This is a genomic window from Hyphomicrobium sp. (assembly GCF_047600905.1).
Taxonomy (GTDB): Bacteria; Pseudomonadota; Alphaproteobacteria; order Rhizobiales; family Hyphomicrobiaceae; genus Hyphomicrobium_B.
On sequence record NZ_JASGKD010000001.1, the window covers coordinates 473,218 to 495,617 of the forward strand.

Here is a 22,400-nt window from a genome sequence, read left to right on the forward strand (position 1 = left end):
TCCATGTCGGACAGTGAGCAAACGGCAGCGCCGCAGAGTTTGGGTTCGCGCATCGGGCCGCTTGCCAATCTGCCCGTCTTCTTCAAGCTCGATGGCAAGCGGGTGGTCCTCGTTGGGGGGAGCGAGCCGGCGCTTTGGAAGGCGGATCTTCTGTCGGCAGCCGGGGCATTGGTCGAGGTCTTCGCCGAGACTTTCGCGCAAGAATTCTTTCAATTGTCGGGGATACCCGCGAACGGCGAGATCGTCCTCTCCAATCGGTGTTGGCAGCCGGAAGATCTGCGGAACGCGGCGCTTGCGGTGGGCTCATTCGCGGACGAAAGGGAAGCGGCGGCATTCGCGGATGCGGCGCGGGCTGCGGGCGTGCCGGTGAACGTCGTCGACCGGCCGGCATTGTGCGATTTCCAGTTTGGCGCGATCGTCAATCGCTCGCCCCTGATCGTCGGCATATCGACCGATGGCGCCGCGCCGGTCTTTGGGCAGGCCATTCGATCGTCGATTGAAAGTTTGCTGCCCGAGACTTTCCGACTTTGGGCGGTGGCGGCTCGCGATTTGAGGAGGCGGGGGAGTTCGTCCGTTGAGGCGCCGGGCGAGAAACGGCGCTTCTGGCAGCGTTTCAGCGAACTTGCGCTTCGTAACGCCGAACGGAGCCCCTCCGAGCGCGATATAGAAGCGTTGTTCGTCAATAGTCCTGCCAACGGTGCGGTGGAACCAGTCGTGATCATCGACATCGGCGACGATGCCGACGCTCTGACTCTCGGGGCCGTACGAGCGCTGCGCTCAGCCGACGATATCTTTTTTGATGAGGGCGTGTCGGCCGAAGTGATGGATTTCGCTCGCCGGGAAGCGCGACGGCATCCTGTTTCTCGCGGCGAGGAAGGTTTGTCGGCTGCCATCCTTCATTTGATCGAGGCGCAGACCGGAGGGCGCCGCTGCGTGCGCCTCAGGCTTTTGGTGGACGGCGTCATGCAACCGGACAGGGAAGCGGATGCCTTGCGTTCTGCGGGCGTTTCGGTCGCCGTTCGTTCGTCGCGTCCCAATAGCTGACCGGTCCGGAAGCGTGATCCCGAGCACAATTCGCATTATCCGCCATCGCCTTGCCGTGAAGAGATGCGAGCAACCGCTTTGCGCGGCCCTGAAGCCACACGGTGTGGTCGGTTCGACTAAGATCGAATAAAACAGTTTCTTATCAGCAACTTATATGGATATGCCGGCGCTCTCCTTGGCTTGGAATGGCCAGTCCTCTTGTCTATACTTGAAGTTCGGGGGTCCGCTCGGATCAGAGTTTTGCCATGCTGGGCGGGTTAGCGCATTGCTTCCCCAAAGGTTGAGTTTTGGTCGTTCCGCGGCAGCGAGACGTCGGTAGGAATTCGGAGTTGCGTGCGTATGCGCTGCAATCCATCATATTGGCTTTTGGGACTCGTCCCGATTGCAATTTTGAGCTGGGTTGCGGTTCAGTTCGAGCAAGGTCCGATCGAGTTCGACCTGACGAACAGGGCCAGGGATGCGCTTCACCGATCCGGGCTCGGATGGGCTAATCTGCATTTCGTCGGTCGCGACGCGGTCGTGACGGGCCGGGCGCCGGAAGAACGCGATCCGGCGGCGGCATTGGCGCGCATTGAGAAGGTCTGGGGCGTCCGCGTCGTCGGCGACCGGTCGGAGCTTCTGGAAAGTGTCGCCAACTACCGATGGTCAGTGATGGCCGACAGCGGCCGGGTGCAGTTGGCTGGCGACGTGCCCTCCGAGGATGCACGGCGAGCGCTTCTTGCGGCCACCCAAAATGCATTTCGCGGAGCGAGCATCTCCGACGGCATGAGCCTGGCGCGCGGTTCGATCGATCGCAACGCCTGGCTCGCGAGTGCGATCTTCAGCGTGCAAAACCTGTCGGAACTCAAACGCGGGCGGGCTGACCTCGCCATGCTCGATCTGTCGATTTCGGGAGAGGCAAAGACGCCGGATGCCTATCGCGATGTGCGGGAAGCGCTGTCTGAACGGCGGCCGGCAGGTCTTCGCTTGGTGCGCTCGGATATTACGCCGCCGTTGGTCAAGCCGTTCGTTTGGGGCGTAAAAAAGAGCGGAGCGGGAATCGCGATTACGGGCTTTTCCCCGGCGGATGACGATCGCGAACGCACGCACGCGCGTGCGAAAGCGCTGTTTCGCGGCATGACGATCACCGACAATTCCGACATTGGAGCCGGGGCACCGGAAGGTTGGCTCAAGGCCACGTCCGTGGCGCTTGATCAACTGGCGCAACTGCGGTCCGGCGATGTGGCGATTACGGATCGCGACATGGCGTTCTCGGGTGAGGCGCCCGACGAACAGACGGCAGCGACCGTCAAAAGGACGCTGAAGCTCGAGGTGCCGCAGAATTTCCGTATCAGCGAGCGTATCAGCTTTCCGAGACCGGACCTTTCGCTTCCGAGCGGCGGTTACGTTATGGGTATCGTGAACGATGGGACGTCTCTCGACCTCGTCGGCATGGTACCGAGCGAAGCGGTGCGGGGTGCGCTTATCGATGCGATCGGCGCGCGCTTTCCCGGGCGCCGCGTCAACGACAAAACGCAGGTCGCGCCGGGTGCGCCCGACGGCTGGCAGCAATGCGTCGTCGCCGGTCTTTCGTCTCTACCTCGCCTCAAGAAAGGCAAGTCGATCTTGACCGATCGGGTCTTGGAGGTATTGGGCAGCACGGATGATTATGCAGCGTCGCAATCGGTTCCCGGCGACGTCAAGGCGGCCGCGGGCCAGACGTGCGAAACGCGAACAAACATTACCTTCACCGGGCAGATGAAAACCGATCTCGATTGGAAGGCGATGCGTGAACCGAACGGTATGGTGACGATCGGCGGCGAAGCACCGGATGATGCCTCTCGTCTGCGCCTGGTCGAAATTGCGCAACAGATCTTCGCCGGCTCGAGCGTAACGGACAACATGAAGATCGTCGGGGCTTCCTCGGAACCGTGGTCGTCGGCGGCACATCTCGGCTTGCAGGAGATGGCTCGGCTGAAAAACGGCGAAGTGTCGATCGCCGGCAAGGAATTGGTGATCAAGGGGGCGGCCGAGAGCGATCGGGTCGCGAACGATATCCGCAGCGTTCTTTCGACCGACCTGCCACCGGGATTCAAGAGCCGCGATGAGATCACGGTGATGTCGGCCGAGGAAAAGGCCGCCGATTCCTGTCAGACGCTCATGCGTCAGGCGTCGGCGAAAGGGACGATCAACTTCGACCGCGCCAAAGCCGACCTGACGTCGGACAGCACGCAGACGCTTCGGGATCTTGCTCAGATTGCGAACGAATGCCCGAGCTTTAAAATCGAGATCGAGGGCCACACCGATTCCGAGGGAACGGATGAGCGCAACCAGCGGCTCTCCGATCGGCGTGCGCGAGCGGTCGCCGATTTCCTGGCGCAGAACGGTGTCGACCCGAGACGGCTGTCGGCAATCGGATACGGCGCCACGCGGCCGATTGCCGATAACTCGACACAGGAAGGCCGGGCAAAGAACCGGCGTATTGAATTCACCGTCAGGGTCAATTGAGGAGCGGGGATCAAACGATGGACTATCTGTTCGTGAAGTTGATCTGGTGGATCGCGCTCGCGTTCGCGCTCGGGCTTGCGACCGGCTGGATATCGTGCAGGGAAAATTAGGGATTTCTCGCGGCCTGCTGCTTTCGAGGTCGTGACACGTGGAATTTCATTAGGGCCGATATGACGTATCTGTTGCTGCAAACATTCCTGTTGTTGCTTGCGTCGTATTTTTTGGGCGCGTTTGTCGCTTGCGTCGTGAAACGTGCATTCTTCGGCACGCATGACGAGGTGCCGGCGCACGCGATGGCCCCGGGCCAAGTCGATGTTCCTCCGGTCGTCGTTCCGCCGCAACCTATTCATCCGCGCGTGATGCAGCCTTCCCTTCAACAGGTCGCGCCGCGGGCAATCGATCCCGTGCAGCCGAAGATCGAAGTGTTGCGCCGTCCGGAACCGCGCCCGCTGCCGGCCGTGCTCGATCCGTCGCGGTTCGAGCGGGCTCTGCTTGGGCCCAGTCCGAACGAAGGCGTACCCAGGATCGCGATCGCAGAAATCCGGCCTTCAGTTCTGCCTCCCGTGACCGATATCTACGTGCCGCCGCCGCCTGAGCCGCCGCCTCCGGTCGAGGAAATTCAGGAAGAACCTGCTGCTGCGGCAGACATTCCAGATTTGGAAGAGCCTGAAGTCGAGCCCGCGCCGGAGCCGGAACCACGCAAAGGCGGCTTGGCGGCAAGATTGCGCGATGCGACGACGGCTGCGGCGGCAGGTGCGGTCGCGGCAGCCAAAGCTGCTGCTGCGGCGTCGGTCGGCATGCCCGGAATTGGATCGCTGCGGCGCTCGCCTGTCAAAGAGAGCGACGAGGAAACGCCGACGAGCGAGCCAGAAGACATTCCGTCGGAAGGTTCAGCCCATGCCGACGAGCCCAAGTTCCTCGATGAGACGACCGAGGATGTTTTCGGACATGCGACGGACGATACACCGGAGGAACCTGCCCAGTCCGAGCCCCCGCAGGTGATCGAGCCGGAACCCGCGCGCGAATCCAAGCCCGTGGTCCAAGCGCCTGTTGTCCCGGCGGCATTGATCGAAGGCGGCGACGACTTTCAACGCATCCGCGCCATCGATAGTGACATAGAGCAGAAGCTCAAGGCGCGCGGCGTGACGTACTTCGAGCACATCGCCGGTTGGGGCGCGTCAGACATCAAGCGCATCGGTCAGGAACTCGAGATTCCCGGACGGATCGACAGGGAACAATGGGTCGAGCAAGCGCAGATTTTGGCGAAAGGCGGCGAAACCTACTATTCGCGGAACCGCAAGGCGATGCTCAGTACACGCGCGGCACCGTTGGATGCGGAGAAGAGCGCAAGCGCCGATCAGACGAAACCGTCCGTCGCCCAGGAAAGCAAAGCGCAACCGTCGTCCGCGCCCGCAACGGGAACAGCGCTTCAGACGGAGGAACCGTCCGGTGTCGCGGCTGCCAGCCAAGGCAGGTCAGTCGCGGAAATGGCGGCGGCGGCCGCTGCTGCAATCGCGGCGGCATCGGCGAGCGTCACACGCGGATTAAAGCCGATCGAGCCGATTTCGCCGCTTTCGAAGGTCGATCCGAAAATCTCGATGCCGGCGCGGATCACCGATGCCATCCGAGAAAAGGAAATGGCAACCGCGACGGTTGAGATTGCGAAGGAAAATCCTGCCCCGGAGACGGGCGGAGACGGCCCGTCCGACGACTTGAAGCGCATCCGCGGGATCGGCGTGCTCATCGAGAAACGCCTCAATGCCATGGGCATTCGCCGTTACGAGCAAATCGCAAATTGGACCAGCGGCGACATCGATCGCGTCAGCCGGATGCTGGAATTCAAAGGCCGCATCGAACGCGAGAGCTGGGTGGAGCAAGCGCGAATTCTCGCGAGCGGCGGTCAGACCGAGTTTTCCCGGCGCGTCGACAGAGGCGAAGTCGATACGAGCCGAGAAAGTTGAGCGGGCACGCTGCGAAATCCGTCGGTCGGCTCATCCGTTTCGGCGAAGAATGAAGTAACCGCCGAGATTGTCGGTTCGTCACGCAATAGCGGCGCGTGGCCTTCCGCCGGAACCGTATGCGACGATAGCCTGGGATGGCGCTGGCGCATTTCTTCGACGGTTTTGTCGGACAGAAGATCAGAGTTTGCACCATGCAGAACGAGAACGGGGATGCGTTTCATCGCCTCGAACTGAGGCCATAGCTTCGGTATCGGGCCATCGAGCGCGGAGAGACATTTTGCAAGCTTCGGGTCGTAGCCGCTGACGGGTTTGCCATCTTTGTCATTGAAGAGTTGGCGCGCGATCGCCTCGCAATCGGCATCGGATACGTCGGGAAAATCGCGGCGAAAAAGATCGCCGACGATGCGCGCGGCATCGGCCCAGTTCTTCGGAAGGGGAATGCGGCCGACGTACCCGGCGATGCGCGCGAGCCCCTCGGGATCGATGACGGGGCCGATGTCATTCAGGACGACCGCGCCGACGAGTGAAGGCTGAGCCGCAGCGAGCACCATGGTGATAAGGCCGCCGCGCGAGGTTCCGATGATGCCGGCGTTACGAAGGCCGAGCATCATCATGAAATCGATGACGTCCTGCATTTCGATCGGAACTGCGTAGTTTTTCCAATCGCGGTCATATTCCGAATGGCCTCGCCCGCGTGTATCGAGGGTGAAGACGTCACGCGGCTTGGGCCCCTTGGTCAGCGCCAAGGCGATATCGTGGAAATCGCGACTGTTGCGGGTCAACCCGGCGAGGCAGACGACGGGCCGGGCGCCGGATGCGACCTCTGGTCGGTAATGGCGGCCATAAAGGCGCAAACCGTCGAAGCCCGTGAAGTAGATATCTTCGAATTCCTGCACTGTCGCCATGATGCCGTGCCTCGCTTCTCGGATCAGCCGTCGCTATTGGATTCGGCGACGCCTTCGCCCTGATCGTTATCGTTTGGAACTTTGGAATCGCCGCGATCGCGCACAATGTCCTGCTGCAGGCGAAGAGGATTCTTCATGCCGAGGCGCGCGCGATAGATCTGAATGTTGGCCAGAACCTTGGTGACGTACTCGCGCGTTTCGGTGATCGGAATGCGTTCGATCCAGTCGATCGGATCGACGTTCGCATCGCGCGGGTCTCCGAACTCCCTGATCCATTGGCGCGCCCGGCCGGGCCCTGCGTTATAACCTGCAAGCCCCAGCACGTAGGATCCGCCGAATTCATCCATCCGATCACCGATATAGGCCGACGAAATCATGACGTTATATTGGGTGTCCGACAGAAGCCGTGGGATCTGGCATTTGATTTTGTAATCCTTGCAGACGTGACGTGCCGTCATCGGCATGACCTGCAGGAGGCCGCGGGCACCGGCGCCGGAGACGATCTGGGAATTGAATTCGGTTTCCTGGCGCGCGATGCCGAGAAGGAACGGCAATTCCGGAGGTGCGCGCAGAGGCGCATAGCCGGGGAAGGATTTAAGCGGATAACCGTAGGTCAGCAGGTTCTGGCCTTTTCCGATGGCGATCTTTGCGATCCGAAGCGACATCTGCTGATCGCCGAGTTCTTGCGCGAGATAGGCCACCATGCCGACCTCGGCTTCGGTCGGCGATGCATTGCGCAATCCGGCGAGGAACGTGCGGGTGATTTCGCGCGAGAGACCGGCCTTCTGCGCGAGCACAAGGGCTTTGGCGATATCGGATGAGGTCAGCGCGCGAATTTGGGCGGCGGTCGGATAAGCGGGCGGTGTGATTTCTAAGCGTGTTCGTCCCGGATCGAGCATCTGCATTGCGAGCAGGCCGTGGAACGTATCGGGGTTCTTGGCTGCGATGCGATACTGTTCGGAGGCGGCGGCCTTGTTGCCTAGCGCGGCTTCGACACGGCCAAGCCAATAGGCAGCCTTGGCGCGGCTCAAGGGCCCGTCAGCGGCGGCGGACATGTCCTTGAAATGCCGGGCGCCAAGCGCGGGCTTCTTCAGATAGCGAAATGCGATCCATCCGGCCAGGAAGGTTTGCTCTTTGCGCGGATTGACCGTCAGCGGGCCGGCGTCCTTGACGAGATCATAGGCAAGTTTTGGATTGCCCAGCTTCAATGCGCCGTAGGCGAGTTCGCGCCGCTCAGCCCACCATTCGTCGAGGGCGGCAATCTTCTTTGGGTTGGGGGGAATGGAAAGGATGATGTCGGCGGCTTCCTCGATCTTTCCGGCTTTGCGCAGCAACTGCTCTTTATGGAAAGCAAGGCCGGCATCGTCCCGGCTTCCCGCCGGCAACGCGTTCATCAAAGCCTGGGCATTCGGTGCTTTGTTGAAGACGGCGAGACGCGCGGCCGCCTTTTTCTGCTCGCCGGTGGGAAGCAGAGGGATCAGGCGCTTTGCAAGTGCGGCGCGATCCTTGCGGTTTCCGGCATAGCGCACATCATCGGTCACGAGGCGATCGAAGCGCCATTTGTGGTCGGCGGGGGAGAGAAGGCTTCCGAAGCGATCGAGAAAACCGTTTTCCAGTTCCGGCGGAAGGTCCATTTCCCGCCAAGCCGTGGATGCGAGCCTACGCGCTTCCTGGGTGTTTCCGTCAGCCAGATTTGCGGAGGCGAGAGCGGCATATCCGGCGCCCGTGTCGGGTTTTCCGTTTGCAAAATACGATTTGATTTTTGCGGCGTTGCCGCCGCGCCGGAATACGGCTTCCTCGAAGCCTTCGGTGATGGTCGAGCGATCGGGCCAGGACGGGTGGTCGCGGAGGAATGCGCGGAACTCGTCAGGCTCGCCGAGGCCCGCGCGCAGACGCATCCAGTCGGCGAGGATACGGCCGACGGGATCGCCGATCTTCTTCTTTGCATCGGCGAAAGCGTCGAGATCCTTGGAGCGGACAGCCGAGGCGGCGTCACGGAGCGCTGCGAGGTCGCCCGGGTCGGCCGAAAGAGAGAGCAGCGGCCCGAGTGCCGAATTCGAGCTTGGCGGCCTGATCTCTCTCGGCGGCTTGGGGCTGGGGAGCCGGGACGCGCCCCATCGCAGATTCGGCTTCGCAAGGGGTCGTGACGAGGGCACAGCCGATCAGGGCGAGCAGCGCGGCCAATCGGCAGCGGGCGCTGGGAAGAGAGCGAATTCGCGTTCTGGAATTGAGGCTTAGTCGCATTGCTCCCCATTGGGTAAAACGCCCTACTCGCCCCGACCTTGCGGCAAGCTTTACGAGCGCCTAATGTTATGGCGCTTGCGTCGCTCGCAACGATACCCTGCATTAAGCGGAATTATGCATGTTGAGGCAAGCGGTTCGGGCCGGACGATTGGCAGATGCGTGCGGCAAGACCGTGGCCCATCGCCCTTTGGCGTGAGCCCTTCGACGTTGATTTCCCGATCGAGCAGGGGTGCCGCATCCAGTGATGCTGTCCCGGCCGATTCAGTTTAAGGCGAACGCATGTTCAGAGGTTCAATTACGGCACTTGTTACGCCGTTCCGCAATGGCAAGGTCGATGAAGCGGCTTTCACGCGCTTTGTCGAATGGCAGATTTCCGAGGGTACGCACGGGCTGGTGCCTGTGGGGACGACAGGAGAAAGCCCGACGCTCGACCATGACGAGCACAAGCGGGTGATAGAACTCGCCGTCAGCACGGCGAAAAAGCGTGTCCCAGTCCTGGCGGGAACCGGTTCAAACTCGACCGATGAAGCCGTCGAGCTGTCGCAATATGCCGAAAAGATCGGCGCCGACGCGGTTCTGATCGTTACGCCCTACTACAACAAGCCGAGCCAGGAAGGGCTTTATCAGCACTTCAAGGCCATCAACGATGCGATCAACATTCCGATCATCATCTACAACATTCCAGGTCGCTCGGTCGTCGACATGTCGGTCGCCACGATGGCGCGCTGCTACGAATTGAAGAACATCGTCGGCGTCAAGGATGCGACGGCCAATCTCGCGCGGCCGGCGCAGACGCGGGCGCTGCTGGGCACCGAGTTCTGCCAGCTTTCGGGTGAAGATGCGACGGCACTGGGCTTCATGGCGCACGGCGGTGCCGGATGCATCTCGGTTGCCTCGAATGTGGCGCCACGTCTGTGCTCCGATTTCCAGAATGCCTGCATGGCAGGGGATTTCAAAAAGGCGCTGGCCCTCCACGACCGGCTCATGCCGCTCTTTGAGGTGATGTTCATTGAGACCAATCCGGCCCCTGCGAAATATGCCGTTTCGCGACTGGGATTTGGAACGGCAGACATGCGCCTGCCGATGGTGCCACTCACCGAGGCGTCGCGACGCGCGATCGACAAGGTTTTGAGCGACCTCGACCTCGTGAGCGCCAAAGCGGCCGAGTGACGATTGGCGGAAAGCACTGAGTCATGGCCTCCAAACGCGACGACGGCAGTACGCTTGTCGCCGAGAACCGCAAGGCGCGGCATGAATACTTCATCAAGGACAGCTGGGAAGCGGGGATAGAACTTCTCGGGTCCGAGGTGAAGTCGCTGCGCCGCGGCCAGTCGAACATCGCGGAGAGCTATGCTTCGGTCGAGGATGGGGGTGTCTGGCTGATCAACAGCTACATCGCTGAGTATCCCGGCGCCGCGATGTTTCCGCACGAGCCCCGCCGCAAGCGACGGCTTTTGATGCACGCGAGCGAGATCCACAAAATCGGTATCGCGGTCGAGCGTAAGGGCATGACGCTGGTGCCATTGGAGCTCTATTTCAACGCGAAGGGCCGCGCCAAGGTCAAGCTCGGCCTCGCCGAAGGCAAGAGCCACGGCGACAAGCGGCAGGACGCGGCTAAGCGCGATTGGAACCGGCAAAAGGCGCGTCTCATGCGCGAGAAAGGTTGAAGCGCCTGAAGCGCCGCTTCAACGACGACAGGAGGCTTCGGCATGGTTGCGACTTCCACTTGGCCGTCTCAGGTGAATGATGGCGCCGCGGAGCATTTGATCTCGGGTACGCGGCTGCCGGATGTGGCCCTTCCCGCTACTCGCGGTGCGCCGGTGAACCTTTCCCGCTATCAGGAACGGGCGGTTGTTTTCGTCTATCCGATGACTGGAACACCGGGTGTTCCCAATCCACCGGGTTGGGACGACATCCCAGGCGCGCATGGATCTACGCCGGAAGCCGAAGGCTTTCGCGATGCCTATGCCGAGTTCGAGGTGATGGGCTACGAAGTATTCGGACTGAGCGGGCAATCACCAGAAGCCCAGCATGCTTTTGCACTGCGCGCCGGCATTCCGTATTTGCTTTTGAGCGATGAAACGTTGGCGTTCGCCGATGCGCTGAAGCTGCCGCGATTTGAAACGGGCGGCGTCGGTTATCTGTCTCGTCTCACGATGATTATCCGGAACGGCATCATTTATCGGGTCATCTATCCGGTCGATGCGCCGGGCGGGCACGCGCGCGCGTTGCTGGAATCTCTCAGGGCAACTCGTTCTTGATCGCCTCGAAGACGGACCGGAACATCTCCGTCGTCAGCCGTCCGGTATTGGTATTGTAGCGCGAGCAGTGGAAGCTATCGAAAAGCACGAGGCCAGGTGAGAGTTCGTGCCGGGCTCCGTGCGCGAAAGGGAACAGGACTTTCCGTTTTGCCAGCGCCGCGAGCGTCTGGTCATGTGCGATTTTGCCGAGGGCGAGAATGATCTTCAGCTTCGGAAGGTTTGCGAGCCGCGCTTCGAAGAACGGCCTGCAGTTGGCGATTTCTTTCGGTTCGGGCTTGTTTTCCGGTGGCACGCAGCGCACGGCATTGGTGATCATGCAATTGCGCAGCCGCAGCCCATCATCAGGGCGGGCGTGATATTCACCGGTGGCGAAGCCATACCGGATGAGCGTGCCGTAAAGCAGTTCGCCGGCGTAGTCGCCTGTGAACGGCCGTCCGGTACGGTTGGCACCGTTGCGACCGGGGGCGAGGCCTACGATCAAAAAGTTTGTTGTTGGATCCCCGAATGACGGTACGGCGCCGTTGAACCATTTTGGCTCGATGCGCTCGTTCTCAGCACGGTAGGCAACAAGCCTCGGACAGCGCGTACATTTCGGCGGGGCTTCGGGGCCGAATGCCAACTCGCCTATGGCCGTAGCCATGCGCCAACGCTCTTCTCGGCGGTTCAGATTTCCTCTTCGACGAAATCATCGTCGCCGAGGTAATTGGTGTCACGTGCGCCAGCCGGCTGACGGGCGGAGACATTGCGTCCGCCTTCGCGTGGGGTCCGGCCGCCATTGGTGCTGCCACCGCCCTGCGTACGTCCGACCTGATCTTCGAGGTCGGCCAGATCAATGAACTGGTCCGCCTGGCGGCGGAGTTCATCGGCGACCATGGGAGGCTGAGTTTGAAGGGTTGAAACGACGCTGACGCGTTTGCCCTTCTGCTGGAGCGCGGCGACGAGACTGCGGAAATCACCGTCGCCCGAGAAGATGACGATGTGGTCCAGGTTGTCGGAAAGGCGCATCGCATCGACGGCGAGTTCGATGTCCATGTTGCCTTTGACTTTGCGACGGCCTGTTGCGTCGGTGAATTCTTTGGTCGGCTTTGTCACCATCGAGAAGCCGTTATAGTCCAGCCAATCGATGAGGGGACGGATGGACGAATACTCCTGCTCCTCGGCCAGAGCCGTATAATAAAGTGCACGTACAAGCTGGCCTTTTTGCCGGAACAATCCGAGTAGACGCTTGTAATCGATGTCGAACCCCAAAGATTTCGCTGTGGCGTACAGATTGGCGCCATCGATGAAGAGGGCGATGCGTTCCGTGGGGTAAAAATGCATTGGCGTTCCCTAAGTAGAATTCTCGCTAAACAGCGTCCAAAAACCTTGCCGCGAAGATCGTCGAGAAACCTACTTTGCTAATGGCCACATGGACTTAGGTAAATCGGAGATCGTCTACAGATAATCTACAGCGTAGAACACTGTGTTTGCAACAAATAATAAAATTTGAGTGCTAGTCAAGAATTGTGACAATTAGTCTGTCGATAATAGTCCCTTGGTGGGCGATGATCCAGGATCTGCCGGATATTTCGTGACTTGACGGCTTGATTAATCCGGGCCGGCGTGGCACTGAAACGGCAGCGTGGCGCCGGACGGCCGTCTCGAACGGTAGTGTGCGCCCTTAAACGGCGAACAATTAGCGCCTAGTTCCTCCAAGAGAAGGTCCACTCATGGCTCGCGTAACTGTCGAAGATTGCGTCGACAAGATTCCGAATCGATTTGAGCTGGTATTGCTTGCTGCTCACCGGGCGCGCGCGATCACGAACGGCAGCGCCATTACCATCACACCGGACGATGACAAGAACCCGGTCATCGCGCTCCGCGAGATCGCAGAACGCACGCTTTCGCCGGACGACATGCGCGAAACGCTTATTTCATCCATTCAGAAGAACACGGAAGTCGACGAGCCGGAGGCCGTTGCAGCGCCGCTGCTGCCGCCGGAGCGCCGCGCTCCGATGCTCGGACGCGACGATCTTTCTTCGGACACGCAAGTCGATGTCATGACGGAAGAGCAGCTTCTGCGCGGGCTCGAGAGCATGACGCCGTTGGAGCCTTCGGCGAACATCGGTTCGGGTTCCGGTTCAGGCCCGCGTGAGCGGGATCGCGACCCTCGCGACAGGTCCCGCTAAGACAACCGGGGAATACCTGTTCGCGACATCAGGCTCAGTCCGTTCCGCTTTAACCTGACCTGCCTCTTCGGTTACGCTTGCGCCCAGAAGGAGTGCGGCGGGTCATGATGCGGCAATACGAACTCGTGGAGCGAGTTCTCAAATACGATCCCAAGGCTGACGAGGCGCTGCTCAATCGCGCCTACGTCTATGCCATGAAGGCGCATGGCAATCAGAAGCGCGCGTCGGGCGCTCCGTATTTCTCGCATCCCCTCGAAGTCGCCGCCATCCTGACGGATCTCAAGCTCGACGATGCGACGATCGCGACGGCGCTTCTGCATGACGTGATCGAGGACACGGACGCCACCCGCTCGGAAATCGATCAGATGTTCGGGCCCGAGATCGGTGGGCTTGTCGATGGTCTGACCAAGATCAAGCGGCTCGACCTCGTTTCGAAAAAGGCCGAGCAGGCAGAAAACTTCCGCAAGCTGCTCATCGCGATTTCGAGCGATATTCGCGTTCTGCTCGTGAAGCTCGCTGATCGCCTGCACAATATGCGTACGCTTGAGCACATGAAGCCCGAGAGCCGACGGCGGAACTCGGAAGAGACCCTCGATATTTACGCGCCGCTCGCCGGCATGATGGGCATGCAGGCGCTTCGTGAGGAACTGGAAGATCACGCGTTTCGTTGGCTGCACCCCGAAGCTTACGAGGCTCTGCGGGAACGGCTCGCGGATATGCGCGAGCGTAACGGCGGCCTCGTCGAGGAAATTCGGTTGGCCATCGCACGCAAGTGTGTAGAAGCCGGCATAAAGGCTGAAGCGTATGGGCGCGAGAAGAAGCCCTACTCCGTCTGGAGCAAGATGGAGCATAAGCAGATCAGTCTCGAACAGCTTTCCGACATCTATGCGTTTCGGGTGATCGTCGATTCCATCGAGGACTGCTATCGGGTTCTCGGCATCGTTCATACGACGTGGAGCACCGTTCCCGGCCGTTTCAAGGACTACATCTCGGCGCCCAAGCGGAACAACTATCAGTCAATTCACACGACGGTTTATGGCCCTCGGCATCAGCGGGTCGAGCTCCAGATACGCACGCGCCAGATGCAGCACATCGCCGAATACGGCATCGCCGCGCATGCTCTTTATAAGGATCAGCAGCAGGGGCTGACGAACGGCCATGATGCTGAAGCGGAGGAGGAGGGCGACGATAGTCCATACGGTCGTCTCCGCACGATGATCGCATCGCTTCTCGAAGCAGCGAATCCGGAAGAGTTCCTTGAGCACACGAAGCTTGAGCTGTTCCACGACCAAGTGTTCTGCTTCACACCCAAAGGTCGTCTTATTGCGCTACCTCGAGGCGCGACGCCGCTCGATTTTGCCTATGCGGTTCATACCGACATCGGCAACGAAGCCATCGCGGCCTACATCAATGGGCGGCACGTTCCGATCGATACCCACCTGCGCAACGGCGACGAGGTGGTCATTGAAACTTCGAAGGGCCATGTCCGGCCGGCCGCGTGGGAAGCGTTCGCCGTTACGGGTCGTGCGCGTGCGGCGATCCGGCGGGCAGCACGTGAAGCGGAGCGCAAGCGTTTCATCGAGCTGGGGCGGCAGCTGCTGCAATCAACGCTCGCGGGGATCGAGGTCGATTATTCGGAAGAGAAAGTCAGGGCTGCGGCGCCGAAAATCGGGTTCAAGACGGCCGACGATCTTCTGGCGGCGGTCGGCCGCAACGATGTGCAGCTTGCAGACGTGCTCGGCGCAATCCTTCCGCACGGCCAAGCCATCGACGAAGCCTATAAGCCGACCCGCCGGTTCGGGCGAGCGCGCGAGCAGGACGGCTGGTTCAATATCGACAAGGTCAACAGCCTGAAGTTTCGGACATCCGAGATCGACAGCATGACGGCTGTGTCGATCGGCGGTCCGAAACAAGATTTGCCGGTAGCGTTCGAGCCCGGAGGGGCGGTGCCGGGCGATCGGATCGTCGGCGTGATGGCTCCGGGAGAGGGTATCCGGGTGTTCCAGATCCATTCGCCGCGTCTCAAGGAATACGAAGAGGAACATTGGATCGACGTGACGTGGGACGTCGACCCCGAAAGACCGCAGCGTTTTCCGGCCAGAATCAGCGTTACGGCGGTCAATGCTCCTGGGTCACTTGCCGAGATTGCCAAGGTGATCGGTGAGACGGGCGGCAATATCGACAATATTAAAATGGCCCGGCGTGCGGCAGATTTCACAATAATGCATATTGAGCTCGAGGTTTTTGACTTGGTGCATTTGAACCACATCATCGCCGGACTCCGAGCAAAGTCGTCGGTTGCGAAGGTGGAACGTTTATTTGAGTAGGCTATGGTGCGCCGGCGTGCCGGCCGCGAGGCTGGCCGTTTAGTGCTGTCGGGATTGTTGTCGTTGGACGAGAAGCATTCAGCGCTGGTCGATTTTTCACTTGGCTGGCCAGTCAATATGGCCCGCGTGCGGGCTCGGCTGCGCTATTTCTGGCGGCAGGTTCTGCGCGTGCGCGCTACACCGCATGCGGTGGCATTCGGTTTTGCGATCGGCGTATTCACCGCCTGCACGCCATTTCTCGGTGTCCAAACCATTCTCGCGTTCGCTTTGGCGTTCCTGTTCAGGGTCAGCATGCCGGCTGCGCTGCTTGGCACATTCGTCGGCAATCCCCTGAGTTGGCCGGCGATTTGGAGCGCATCCTATGTGTCGGGCGCGCTTCTCCTGGGTCAGGACCCGACATATGCGACCGATCATCTGGGTGAGACGGCTAACGTGCTTGGTGCCACTCTCTCGGCGCCTTCACCCGAAACGTTAGGCGCTGCCGTCGATAATCTTTCTCCGATTGCCGAGCCTATGTTGGTTGGAGGTCTTCTCGTCGGCTTGATAGCGGCTATCTTCGCCTATTATCCTACGCGAAGGGCGGTACGGGTATTCCAACGTCACCGTAAACTCATATAGCGTCGCAATCGGGTCCCCCTCGCGGAACTCAGTTAAAAATTCCAACGATCGGTAACAGCAGAACGTGGCCAACATCCGCAAGCCGTCTGAAGGCAACCCGGCAGCGATGCCTGTTCGCGCATTGCGGCTCGGCGTCAACATCGACCATGTGGCGACGCTCAGAAATGCGCGTGGGGGAATGCATCCCGATCCGCTTCGCGCCGCCCATCTTGCGATCGAGGGCGGTGCGGATGGCATTACCGCGCACTTGCGCGAGGATCGCCGGCACATTTCCGACGCTGATATCACGCGTCTCAAGAACGAGTTGACGCGGCCGCTCAATCTCGAGATGGCGACGACGAAGGAGATGCAGCAGATCGCGCTCCGGCATGTGCCGAACGCGTGCTGCCTAGTGCCGGAACGACGGCAAGAACGCACGACCGAGGGCGGTCTCGATGTCCTCGCCGCCGTGAAAACATTGAAGCCGTTTGTCGCCAAGTTGAAAGACGCCGGCATTCGGGTTTCGCTTTTCATCGAACCCGATCTGAAGACGATCGATGCGGCAGCGGCCGTCGGTGCGGACATCGTCGAACTTCATACCGGCCGCTACTGTAATCTTGCACTCGAACATGACGCGGCCGGGGTAGCGCGTGAATTGGAACGCCATAAGAAAGCGGCGTCGGCGGCGGCAGCGGCAGGCCTCGAGGTGCATGCCGGACATGGCCTGACCTACAACACCGTGAAGCCGATCGCGGCAATCCCGGAGATTGTCGAACTCAATATCGGACACTTCCTGATCGGCGAAGCGATTTTCGGCGGACTTTCAATGGCGGTCCGGCGTATGCGTGTGCTCATGGATGAAGCGCGCGACAGCATTCCGGCGGCAGCGCGATCAGCAAAATGATCCTCGGCATCGGCAACGATCTTTGCGATATCCGGCGGATCGAAAAAACGATGGCGCGTTTCGGAGATCGCTTCCTGGAGCGCGTGTTCACTGCCGAGGAGCGGCGCAAGGCATTCTCAAGGGCCCATGCCGCACGCACGTTCGCGAAGCGTTTCGCGGCGAAAGAAGCGGCCAGCAAAGCTCTTGGCACCGGATTCAGGGCTGGCGTATATCTCAAGGATATCGGAGTCGTGAATGCGCCGTCGGGCCGTCCGACCCTGGCATTGACTGGCGGAGCGGCGCGCCGGCTCGACCGGTTGGTGCCTGCAGGCTTCAAGGCTCGAATTGATGTCACAATTACCGACGAATATCCAATCGCTGCAGCCTTCGTGATCATATCGGCGGTGCCGGAAGAGACCGTAGCTTCCGGCTGAATTTTTAGTGCGGCAAATCTTTCATCGGTTTCGGAGTGCAGGGCGGCCAATGCCGCTGAGTCCCTGTTTTCCTTACCTTTTAGTCAGGTTCATAGCCGTCATTGCGGCCTTAGGCCAAACTCGCTATAGCGGACCGCTGAATGAAGCGAGCCCGGCCAATGCCGTTTGGCGGCGCAGAGGAGCCCCCTTGAATGAGCGTTGGGATTAAGGCGTCGAGATCGAGTTGGTCTGAGACCCTCATCATCGTCGTCGAAGCACTCGCTATTGCGATGTTCGTGCGGGTCTTCTTTTACCAGCCCTTCAACATCCCGTCGGGATCGATGAAGGAAACTCTGCTGATCGGGGATTATCTGTTCGTCTCGAAGCTATCTTATGGCTATAGCCGGTTTTCGTTTCCCTTCAGTCCAAATTTGTTCTCCGGACGCCTTTTCGGCGCGGAGCCTAAGCGCGGCGATGTCGCGGTATTCAAGCTTCCGCGCGATAACTCGGTTGATTACATCAAGCGCGTCATCGGACTTCCCGGCGACGAAATCCAAATGAAGAACGGCCAGCTGTTCATCAACGGGCAGGGCGTGCCGAAGGTGTCGGCGGGCGAATTTACGACCTGGGAAGACGGCCGCGAACGCACGATTCCCGTGTTCGAGGAGACGCTCCCGAACGGCGTGAAATACAAGGTTCTCGATAGTGATCCCAACGGACCCTACGATAACACGGGCATCTACAAGGTTCCGCCGGGCCATTTCTTCATGATGGGCGATAACCGCGACAACTCGACGGACAGCCGGGTCCAGAGTGTCGTCGGCTACGTTCCTTATGAGAATTTCATCGGGCGCGCGGAGATCATCTTCTTTTCCGCAAAGGTCGACGGCCCTGACGCCACCCATTGGTATACCCCTTGGACTTGGCCGTTTGACATTCGATGGAACAGGTTCTTCACTCTGGTGAGGTGACCGTAAAGCGGCCTCTGCGCCATGTTGAGACCACGCAAATTCAAAGAGCTTGAGACGAAGCTGGGTTATAAGTTCAAGAACCCCAGCCTTCTTGAGCGTGCGCTGACGCACGCCAGCGTTCGCGGCGGCAAGGTCGTCCGGTCCGACAACGAGAGATTAGAATTCATCGGCGATCGGGTGCTCGGCCTGGCGATAGCGGAAGCTTTGAACAAGCAATATCCCGAAGCAAACGAAGGCGAACTCGCGAGGCGCTATAACCGGCTCGTGCGGGGAGAGGCCTGCGCGAAGGTCGCTCGCAACATCGGGCTCGGCGACCATCTCATTCTTTCCGAAAGCGAGGCCGATAGCGGCGGGCGCAATAAGACAACCATCCTGGCGGATGCAGCGGAAGCACTCCTGGGCGCCGTCTTTATCGATGGCGGATTCGAAAAGGCGCGCGCTGTCGTTAACAGGCTATGGCAGGATCAATCCGAGCCGGTGCCCGAAGTGACGGTCGACGCGAAGTCCGCGTTGCAGGAGTGGGCGCAGGGACAAGGGCTCGCCCTTCCGCGCTACACGGTCGTCGCGCGCAACGGGCCGGATCATGCGCCTCGGTTCACGGCCGAGGTTTTGATTGCGGGCCGTCCGCCGGCTCAGGGGGAAGGGGCCTCAAAGCGTATTGCCGAGCAAGCGGCAGCAAGTGCCCTTCTCACGCGAGAAGGCGTTGGAGCACGACACGCCAATGGCTGACACAGACGTCAAACCCGAGATTGGCCCTGACGCCGAGCGGCGGTGCGGGTTTGTCGCCGTCATTGGCCCGACCAATGCCGGCAAATCGACGCTCGTCAACGCATTGGTCGGCGCCAAGGTCGCGATCGTTTCGCATAAGGTGCAGACGACCCGGGCGCCGATCCGCGGCATTGCGATCGAGGGCAACAGCCAGATCGTTTTCATCGATACCGCGGGCATCTTCAATCCGAAGCGCCGGCTCGACCGTGCCATGGTCGATGCCGCCTGGGGCGGGCTCGAGGATGCCGATGCGGTCCTTCTGGTGCTCGATGCCGCGGCAAACATTGGCGAGGACGTTGCCGGCATCATCGAGCGGCTCAAGGGGGCTCGAATGCCCAAGATCGCGGTTCTGAATAAGATCGATCGCGTCGAAGACAAGCCAAAGCTTCTGGAGTTCGCCAAAACGATCGACCAAAGCCTACGACCCGACCGCATTTTCATGATCTCGGCGCTCGAAGGACAAGGCATCAGGGATCTGCTGACGTATCTCGCCGCTCTCGTTCCTAAAGGGCCCTGGCACTACGGCGAAGACGATGTGACGGATGTGCCGATGCGGGCACAAGCGGCGGAGCTGACGCGCGAGAGCATCTATCGCTTTCTGCATCAGGAACTGCCGTACACGACAACTGTTGAAACCACGGACTGGAAAACCTTGAAGGACGGTTCGGCGCGGGTCGAGCAGACGATCTACGTCGAGCGGGACGGACAGAAGAAGATCGTGCTCGGCAAAGGCGGCGAGACGATCAAGAAGATTTCGAGTTCCGCGCGGCATGCGATCGAGGAAATGGCGGGCCATCGGATCCACCTGTTCCTGTTCGTCAAAGTGCGGGAGAACTGGGAAAGCGACCCCGAGCGGTATCGGGAAATGGGCCTGCCTTTTCCGAAATCCTGAATTGCCTGCTATTAAATCCCCATGCAGTGGACGGATGAAGGAATCGTTCTTTCGGTGAGGCCGCACGGCGAGACGGCGGCGGTCGTCGACCTGTGGACACGTGCCCATGGCCGGCACATGGGGCTCGTCCATGGCGGCCGATCGCGACGGTTGCGTCCGATCCTTCAGGCCGGAAACCATGTCGATGCGGTCTGGAAGGCGAGGCTTGCCGACCAGCTCGGCTCAATGAGCGTCGAGATGCGGCGCGCCTTCGCAGCCGAGACGCTGGACGATCCGCAGGCGCTGATGGCGCTATCCTCCGTAACCACTTTGACCGGACTGCTTCCCGAGCGCGACCCCCATCCCAATCTCTATGAGATCACGCTTTTCGTGCTTGGATTTCTGAACGACGTCACCGTTTGGCCGGCGCTTCTGGTCAGGTGGGAACTTGCCCTGCTCGACGAACTCGGCTTCGGGCTCGATCTCAGCCAGTGCGCGGCGACAGGGGCGAACGATCAGCTCATATATGTTTCGCCGAAATCGGGCCGCGCCGTTTCGGCATCGGCTGGAGAGCCCTATCGGGACAAGCTTTTGGCGCTCCCGCCATTTCTGACCAAACAAAGGTCGGCAACCGTGACGACCGAGGACATCAATCGCGGCTTTGCCCTGACCGGACATTTCATCGAGAAGCATCTGCTGACGCCACGCGGGCAGACCCTGCCGGCGTCGCGGATGCGGCTGGTGTCGCAGCTCGCAGCGTAGCTTTGCCGAAGCCTTCCATTTTTTAATGCTGATTTTTGTAAGCCGGCGACGGATTTGCGACCGGTCCGGCGTTCTCTCTTACGACTATGGGCAATCGGCGTTCTTGCGTTCGGCTCATGGCCAATGAATGCGTTGCCGGATCTCCTTCTCCCTTTGTCGGTCCGGCGGCTTGAAACTGACCTCGCGCAGCGACCCACACCGCCCCGCCGGGTCAGTAAATCGCCCGTTCGGATCCCCCCTCCGAACGGGCTTTTCCTTAATCGATGCGGAAAAGTTTCTGTTTTCGCGCTTTCGGGAGGAAGCAGCTCTCCCTTCAGCAACCGTTCATGCTGATGCGCACACAACTACCGTGGTGATTATTCTATTCCGTCCATGCATGCGGGAGCATGGCGGGACAACGGGGTCGTGGCGATGAGCTGCGACCCCGCAATATTGTGGCACCTCGTGGCCACCTCCTGGAAAACAAAGGCTTTCCACTTCATTTTCCGACAGCCTTTAAGAGCCGATTAAGCATCGGCGCTTACCCTCTACGGGCATTCTATTGTGGCGTGGGGGCTATCGATGAGTGGGTTTGCGTCACTGCCGATTGAGCACATTTTCGAGCGGCAAACGATCGAGTTCGACGACGTTCTTTTCTTCAAACGTGCGTTTTATGAAGATGGTCTGGCGTCTTTGGATGAAGCAGATCTCCTGATCTCGATTCATCAGGCGTGCTCAATCCGTCATGCCGATTGGCCCGAATTCTTCGTCGAGACGATTACCGATTATCTGGTGTTCCAGGAGCCGCCCCGCGGCTATCTGACGGCGGCGAACGCGAACTGGCTGATCGAGCGCCTTTCGAGAGAGGGCAAGATCAAGTCGAAAGCGGAAATCGATCTCGTTCTGAATGTGCTCGATAAAGCGCGCTGGGCGCCCGCGAGCCTGTCGAAATTCGCGCTCGAACAGGTGAAGCAGGCGGTAGTCTCCGGCCAAGGTCCGCTGCGACAAGGCAAGCTCCTGCCGGCTGGGCGCATCAGTGACGCCGAGGTCGATCTCTTGCGGCGCATCCTCTATGCCTTCGGCGGCGACGGGCAGGTGCCCATGACACGCAGCGAAGCCGACGTTCTGTTCGACATCGACGAAGCCGTGGCAGGATCGCCGCCCAATGCGGTCTGGACCGACCTCTTCGTCAAGGCCATCGCCAATGTGATGATGTCGGCCTCGGGCTATTCCGTGCCGTCGCGGGAAGAGGCTCTCCGGCAGGAGGCCGATCTGGATAAGGACGATGACGAGCAGACGTCGATCCTGTTCTCTCTTCTATCCATGGTGCACGCCAACCTGTCGTCCATGCAGGACGCCTACCACGATCAGACCGTAGAGGAGCGGGCGCTCGCCCGGCTCGAGCACCAGCGGATCGAGATCATCACCAATGAGAACATCGCCGATGCCGATCCGTCCTGGCTGGTCAGCCGGCTGGGACGCGGCGGCCGGTTGACGGCAAGCGAGAGGGCGCTCGTCTCCTACCTCAATCACGAGAGCCCGCGCATCCATCCGACGCTGACCGAAGCGGTCTGCCGGCTGGGTCAGGCGGCCTAGCCCCCCAATTCGATGGTTACTTTCGAGCCGCCGGCGAGCCCCACTCGCCGGCGGCTCTCGTTATGCGGCAGCTGATCGCAGAGGCCCCGGTGCGCGTGGTGCCAACGGCGTGTTTACGCGGCCCTACGCACGCTCTAGAACGGCGTGTTGCCTTGCGACAAGC

20 protein-coding genes are annotated in these 22,400 nt (G+C 60.4%); 16 read left to right on the top strand and 4 right to left on the bottom strand.

Annotated features, from left to right (window positions below):
• Nucleotides 1-3: 3 nt before the first annotated feature.
• From QM780_RS02405 to QM780_RS02415, 3 genes are all read left to right on the top strand, one after another.
• On the top strand, nt 4-1,044 hold the full coding sequence (locus QM780_RS02405) for a siroheme synthase (protein ID WP_415068885.1): 1,041 nt from the start codon (nt 4-6) through the stop codon (nt 1,042-1,044).
• A gap of 390 nt (nt 1,045-1,434) precedes the next feature.
• The gene (locus QM780_RS02410; RefSeq protein WP_415068886.1) at nt 1,435-3,531 is read left to right on the top strand and encodes an OmpA family protein; all 2,097 of its coding nucleotides are present in this window, start codon (nt 1,435-1,437) and stop codon (nt 3,529-3,531) included.
• Between the two features lie 170 nt (nt 3,532-3,701).
• On the top strand, nt 3,702-5,492 hold the full coding sequence (locus tag QM780_RS02415; RefSeq protein WP_415068887.1) for a hypothetical protein: 1,791 nt from the start codon (nt 3,702-3,704) through the stop codon (nt 5,490-5,492).
• Here QM780_RS02415 and QM780_RS02420 read toward each other — a convergent pair.
• Both QM780_RS02420 and QM780_RS02425 read right to left on the bottom strand, forming a co-directional pair.
• Nucleotides 5,432-6,397 (bottom strand): alpha/beta fold hydrolase, encoded by a 966-nt coding sequence (locus QM780_RS02420; protein ID WP_415068888.1) that lies wholly within the window; start codon nt 6,395-6,397, stop codon nt 5,432-5,434. The two genes, QM780_RS02415 and QM780_RS02420, sit on opposite strands and share 61 nt — an antisense overlap.
• A gap of 23 nt (nt 6,398-6,420) precedes the next feature.
• A complete protein-coding gene (locus QM780_RS02425; protein ID WP_415068889.1) occupies nt 6,421-8,553 on the bottom strand; it encodes a lytic transglycosylase domain-containing protein in 2,133 nt (710 codons plus the stop codon).
• Nucleotides 8,554-8,920: 367 nt separating this feature from the next.
• Here QM780_RS02425 and dapA point away from each other — a divergent pair, with 367 nt between their 5' ends.
• The 3 genes from dapA to QM780_RS02440 are packed head-to-tail and all read left to right on the top strand — an operon-like array spanning nt 8,921 to nt 10,902.
• On the top strand, nt 8,921-9,811 hold the full coding sequence (gene dapA, locus QM780_RS02430) for a 4-hydroxy-tetrahydrodipicolinate synthase (protein ID WP_415068890.1): 891 nt from the start codon (nt 8,921-8,923) through the stop codon (nt 9,809-9,811).
• A 23-nt stretch (nt 9,812-9,834) separates the two neighbouring features.
• Complete coding sequence (smpB, locus tag QM780_RS02435) at nt 9,835-10,308, top strand: SsrA-binding protein SmpB (RefSeq protein WP_415068891.1); 474 nt, start codon at nt 9,835-9,837, stop codon at nt 10,306-10,308.
• A 42-nt stretch (nt 10,309-10,350) separates the two neighbouring features.
• Entirely contained in the window at nt 10,351-10,902 is a 552-nt protein-coding gene (locus tag QM780_RS02440) for a peroxiredoxin (RefSeq protein WP_415068892.1), read from the top strand.
• Here the strand turns inward: QM780_RS02440 and QM780_RS02445 are convergent.
• The gene (locus QM780_RS02445; RefSeq protein WP_415068893.1) at nt 10,883-11,542 is read right to left on the bottom strand and encodes a uracil-DNA glycosylase; all 660 of its coding nucleotides are present in this window, start codon (nt 11,540-11,542) and stop codon (nt 10,883-10,885) included. The two genes, QM780_RS02440 and QM780_RS02445, sit on opposite strands and share 20 nt — an antisense overlap.
• 23 nt (nt 11,543-11,565) lie before the next feature.
• The gene (locus tag QM780_RS02450; protein ID WP_415068894.1) at nt 11,566-12,222 is read right to left on the bottom strand and encodes an NYN domain-containing protein; all 657 of its coding nucleotides are present in this window, start codon (nt 12,220-12,222) and stop codon (nt 11,566-11,568) included.
• A gap of 389 nt (nt 12,223-12,611) precedes the next feature.
• Here QM780_RS02450 and rpoZ point away from each other — a divergent pair, with 389 nt between their 5' ends.
• From rpoZ to QM780_RS02500, 10 genes are all read left to right on the top strand, one after another.
• A complete protein-coding gene (gene rpoZ / locus QM780_RS02455) occupies nt 12,612-13,070 on the top strand; it encodes a DNA-directed RNA polymerase subunit omega (RefSeq protein WP_415068895.1) in 459 nt (152 codons plus the stop codon).
• A 104-nt stretch (nt 13,071-13,174) separates the two neighbouring features.
• Nucleotides 13,175-15,397 (top strand): RelA/SpoT family protein, encoded by a 2,223-nt coding sequence (locus QM780_RS02460; protein ID WP_415068896.1) that lies wholly within the window; start codon nt 13,175-13,177, stop codon nt 15,395-15,397.
• Nucleotides 15,398-15,460: 63 nt separating this feature from the next.
• Nucleotides 15,461-16,015 (top strand): DUF2062 domain-containing protein, encoded by a 555-nt coding sequence (locus QM780_RS02465; protein ID WP_415068897.1) that lies wholly within the window; start codon nt 15,461-15,463, stop codon nt 16,013-16,015.
• A gap of 106 nt (nt 16,016-16,121) precedes the next feature.
• Nucleotides 16,122-16,898: a pyridoxine 5'-phosphate synthase gene (locus tag QM780_RS02470; RefSeq protein WP_415071960.1), complete on the top strand. Its 777-nt coding sequence runs from the start codon at nt 16,122-16,124 to the stop codon at nt 16,896-16,898.
• Complete coding sequence (acpS, locus tag QM780_RS02475) at nt 16,895-17,311, top strand: holo-ACP synthase (protein WP_415068898.1); 417 nt, start codon at nt 16,895-16,897, stop codon at nt 17,309-17,311. The genes QM780_RS02470 and acpS overlap by 4 nt, the downstream gene beginning before the upstream one ends.
• 191 nt (nt 17,312-17,502) lie before the next feature.
• Entirely contained in the window at nt 17,503-18,261 is a 759-nt protein-coding gene (gene lepB / locus QM780_RS02480; RefSeq protein WP_415068899.1) for a signal peptidase I, read from the top strand.
• Between the two features lie 21 nt (nt 18,262-18,282).
• Nucleotides 18,283-18,990: a ribonuclease III gene (rnc, locus tag QM780_RS02485; protein WP_415068900.1), complete on the top strand. Its 708-nt coding sequence runs from the start codon at nt 18,283-18,285 to the stop codon at nt 18,988-18,990.
• Complete coding sequence (gene era / locus QM780_RS02490; RefSeq protein WP_415068901.1) at nt 18,983-19,921, top strand: GTPase Era; 939 nt, start codon at nt 18,983-18,985, stop codon at nt 19,919-19,921. Before rnc ends, era begins: the two co-directional genes overlap by 8 nt.
• 21 nt (nt 19,922-19,942) lie before the next feature.
• Nucleotides 19,943-20,662 carry a DNA repair protein RecO gene (recO, locus tag QM780_RS02495; RefSeq protein ID WP_415068902.1) on the top strand — a complete coding sequence of 240 codons (720 nt, stop codon included), beginning with the start codon at nt 19,943-19,945 and terminating at the stop codon, nt 20,660-20,662.
• Between the two features lie 561 nt (nt 20,663-21,223).
• Nucleotides 21,224-22,237: a hypothetical protein gene (locus tag QM780_RS02500; RefSeq protein WP_415068903.1), complete on the top strand. Its 1,014-nt coding sequence runs from the start codon at nt 21,224-21,226 to the stop codon at nt 22,235-22,237.
• The last annotated feature ends 163 nt before the right edge of the window (nt 22,238-22,400 follow it).

Coding starts and splice junctions, on each gene's coding strand:
- rpoZ (WP_415068895.1), top strand. CDS start 12,612: ATGGCTCGCGTAACTGTCGAAGATTGCGTCGACAAGATTCCGAATCGA.
- QM780_RS02440 (WP_415068892.1), top strand. CDS start 10,351: ATGGTTGCGACTTCCACTTGGCCGTCTCAGGTGAATGATGGCGCCGCG.
- smpB (WP_415068891.1), top strand. CDS start 9,835: ATGGCCTCCAAACGCGACGACGGCAGTACGCTTGTCGCCGAGAACCGC.
- rnc (WP_415068900.1), top strand. CDS start 18,283: ATGTTGAGACCACGCAAATTCAAAGAGCTTGAGACGAAGCTGGGTTAT.
- QM780_RS02420 (WP_415068888.1), bottom strand. CDS start 6,397: ATGGCGACAGTGCAGGAATTCGAAGATATCTACTTCACGGGCTTCGAC.
- QM780_RS02450 (WP_415068894.1), bottom strand. CDS start 12,222: ATGCATTTTTACCCCACGGAACGCATCGCCCTCTTCATCGATGGCGCC.
- QM780_RS02405 (WP_415068885.1), top strand. CDS start 4: ATGTCGGACAGTGAGCAAACGGCAGCGCCGCAGAGTTTGGGTTCGCGC.
- QM780_RS02415 (WP_415068887.1), top strand. CDS start 3,702: ATGACGTATCTGTTGCTGCAAACATTCCTGTTGTTGCTTGCGTCGTAT.
- QM780_RS02445 (WP_415068893.1), bottom strand. CDS start 11,542: ATGGCTACGGCCATAGGCGAGTTGGCATTCGGCCCCGAAGCCCCGCCG.
- QM780_RS02460 (WP_415068896.1), top strand. CDS start 13,175: ATGATGCGGCAATACGAACTCGTGGAGCGAGTTCTCAAATACGATCCC.
- lepB (WP_415068899.1), top strand. CDS start 17,503: ATGAGCGTTGGGATTAAGGCGTCGAGATCGAGTTGGTCTGAGACCCTC.
- era (WP_415068901.1), top strand. CDS start 18,983: ATGGCTGACACAGACGTCAAACCCGAGATTGGCCCTGACGCCGAGCGG.
- recO (WP_415068902.1), top strand. CDS start 19,943: ATGCAGTGGACGGATGAAGGAATCGTTCTTTCGGTGAGGCCGCACGGC.
- acpS (WP_415068898.1), top strand. CDS start 16,895: ATGATCCTCGGCATCGGCAACGATCTTTGCGATATCCGGCGGATCGAA.
- QM780_RS02470 (WP_415071960.1), top strand. CDS start 16,122: ATGCCTGTTCGCGCATTGCGGCTCGGCGTCAACATCGACCATGTGGCG.
- QM780_RS02500 (WP_415068903.1), top strand. CDS start 21,224: ATGAGTGGGTTTGCGTCACTGCCGATTGAGCACATTTTCGAGCGGCAA.
- dapA (WP_415068890.1), top strand. CDS start 8,921: ATGTTCAGAGGTTCAATTACGGCACTTGTTACGCCGTTCCGCAATGGC.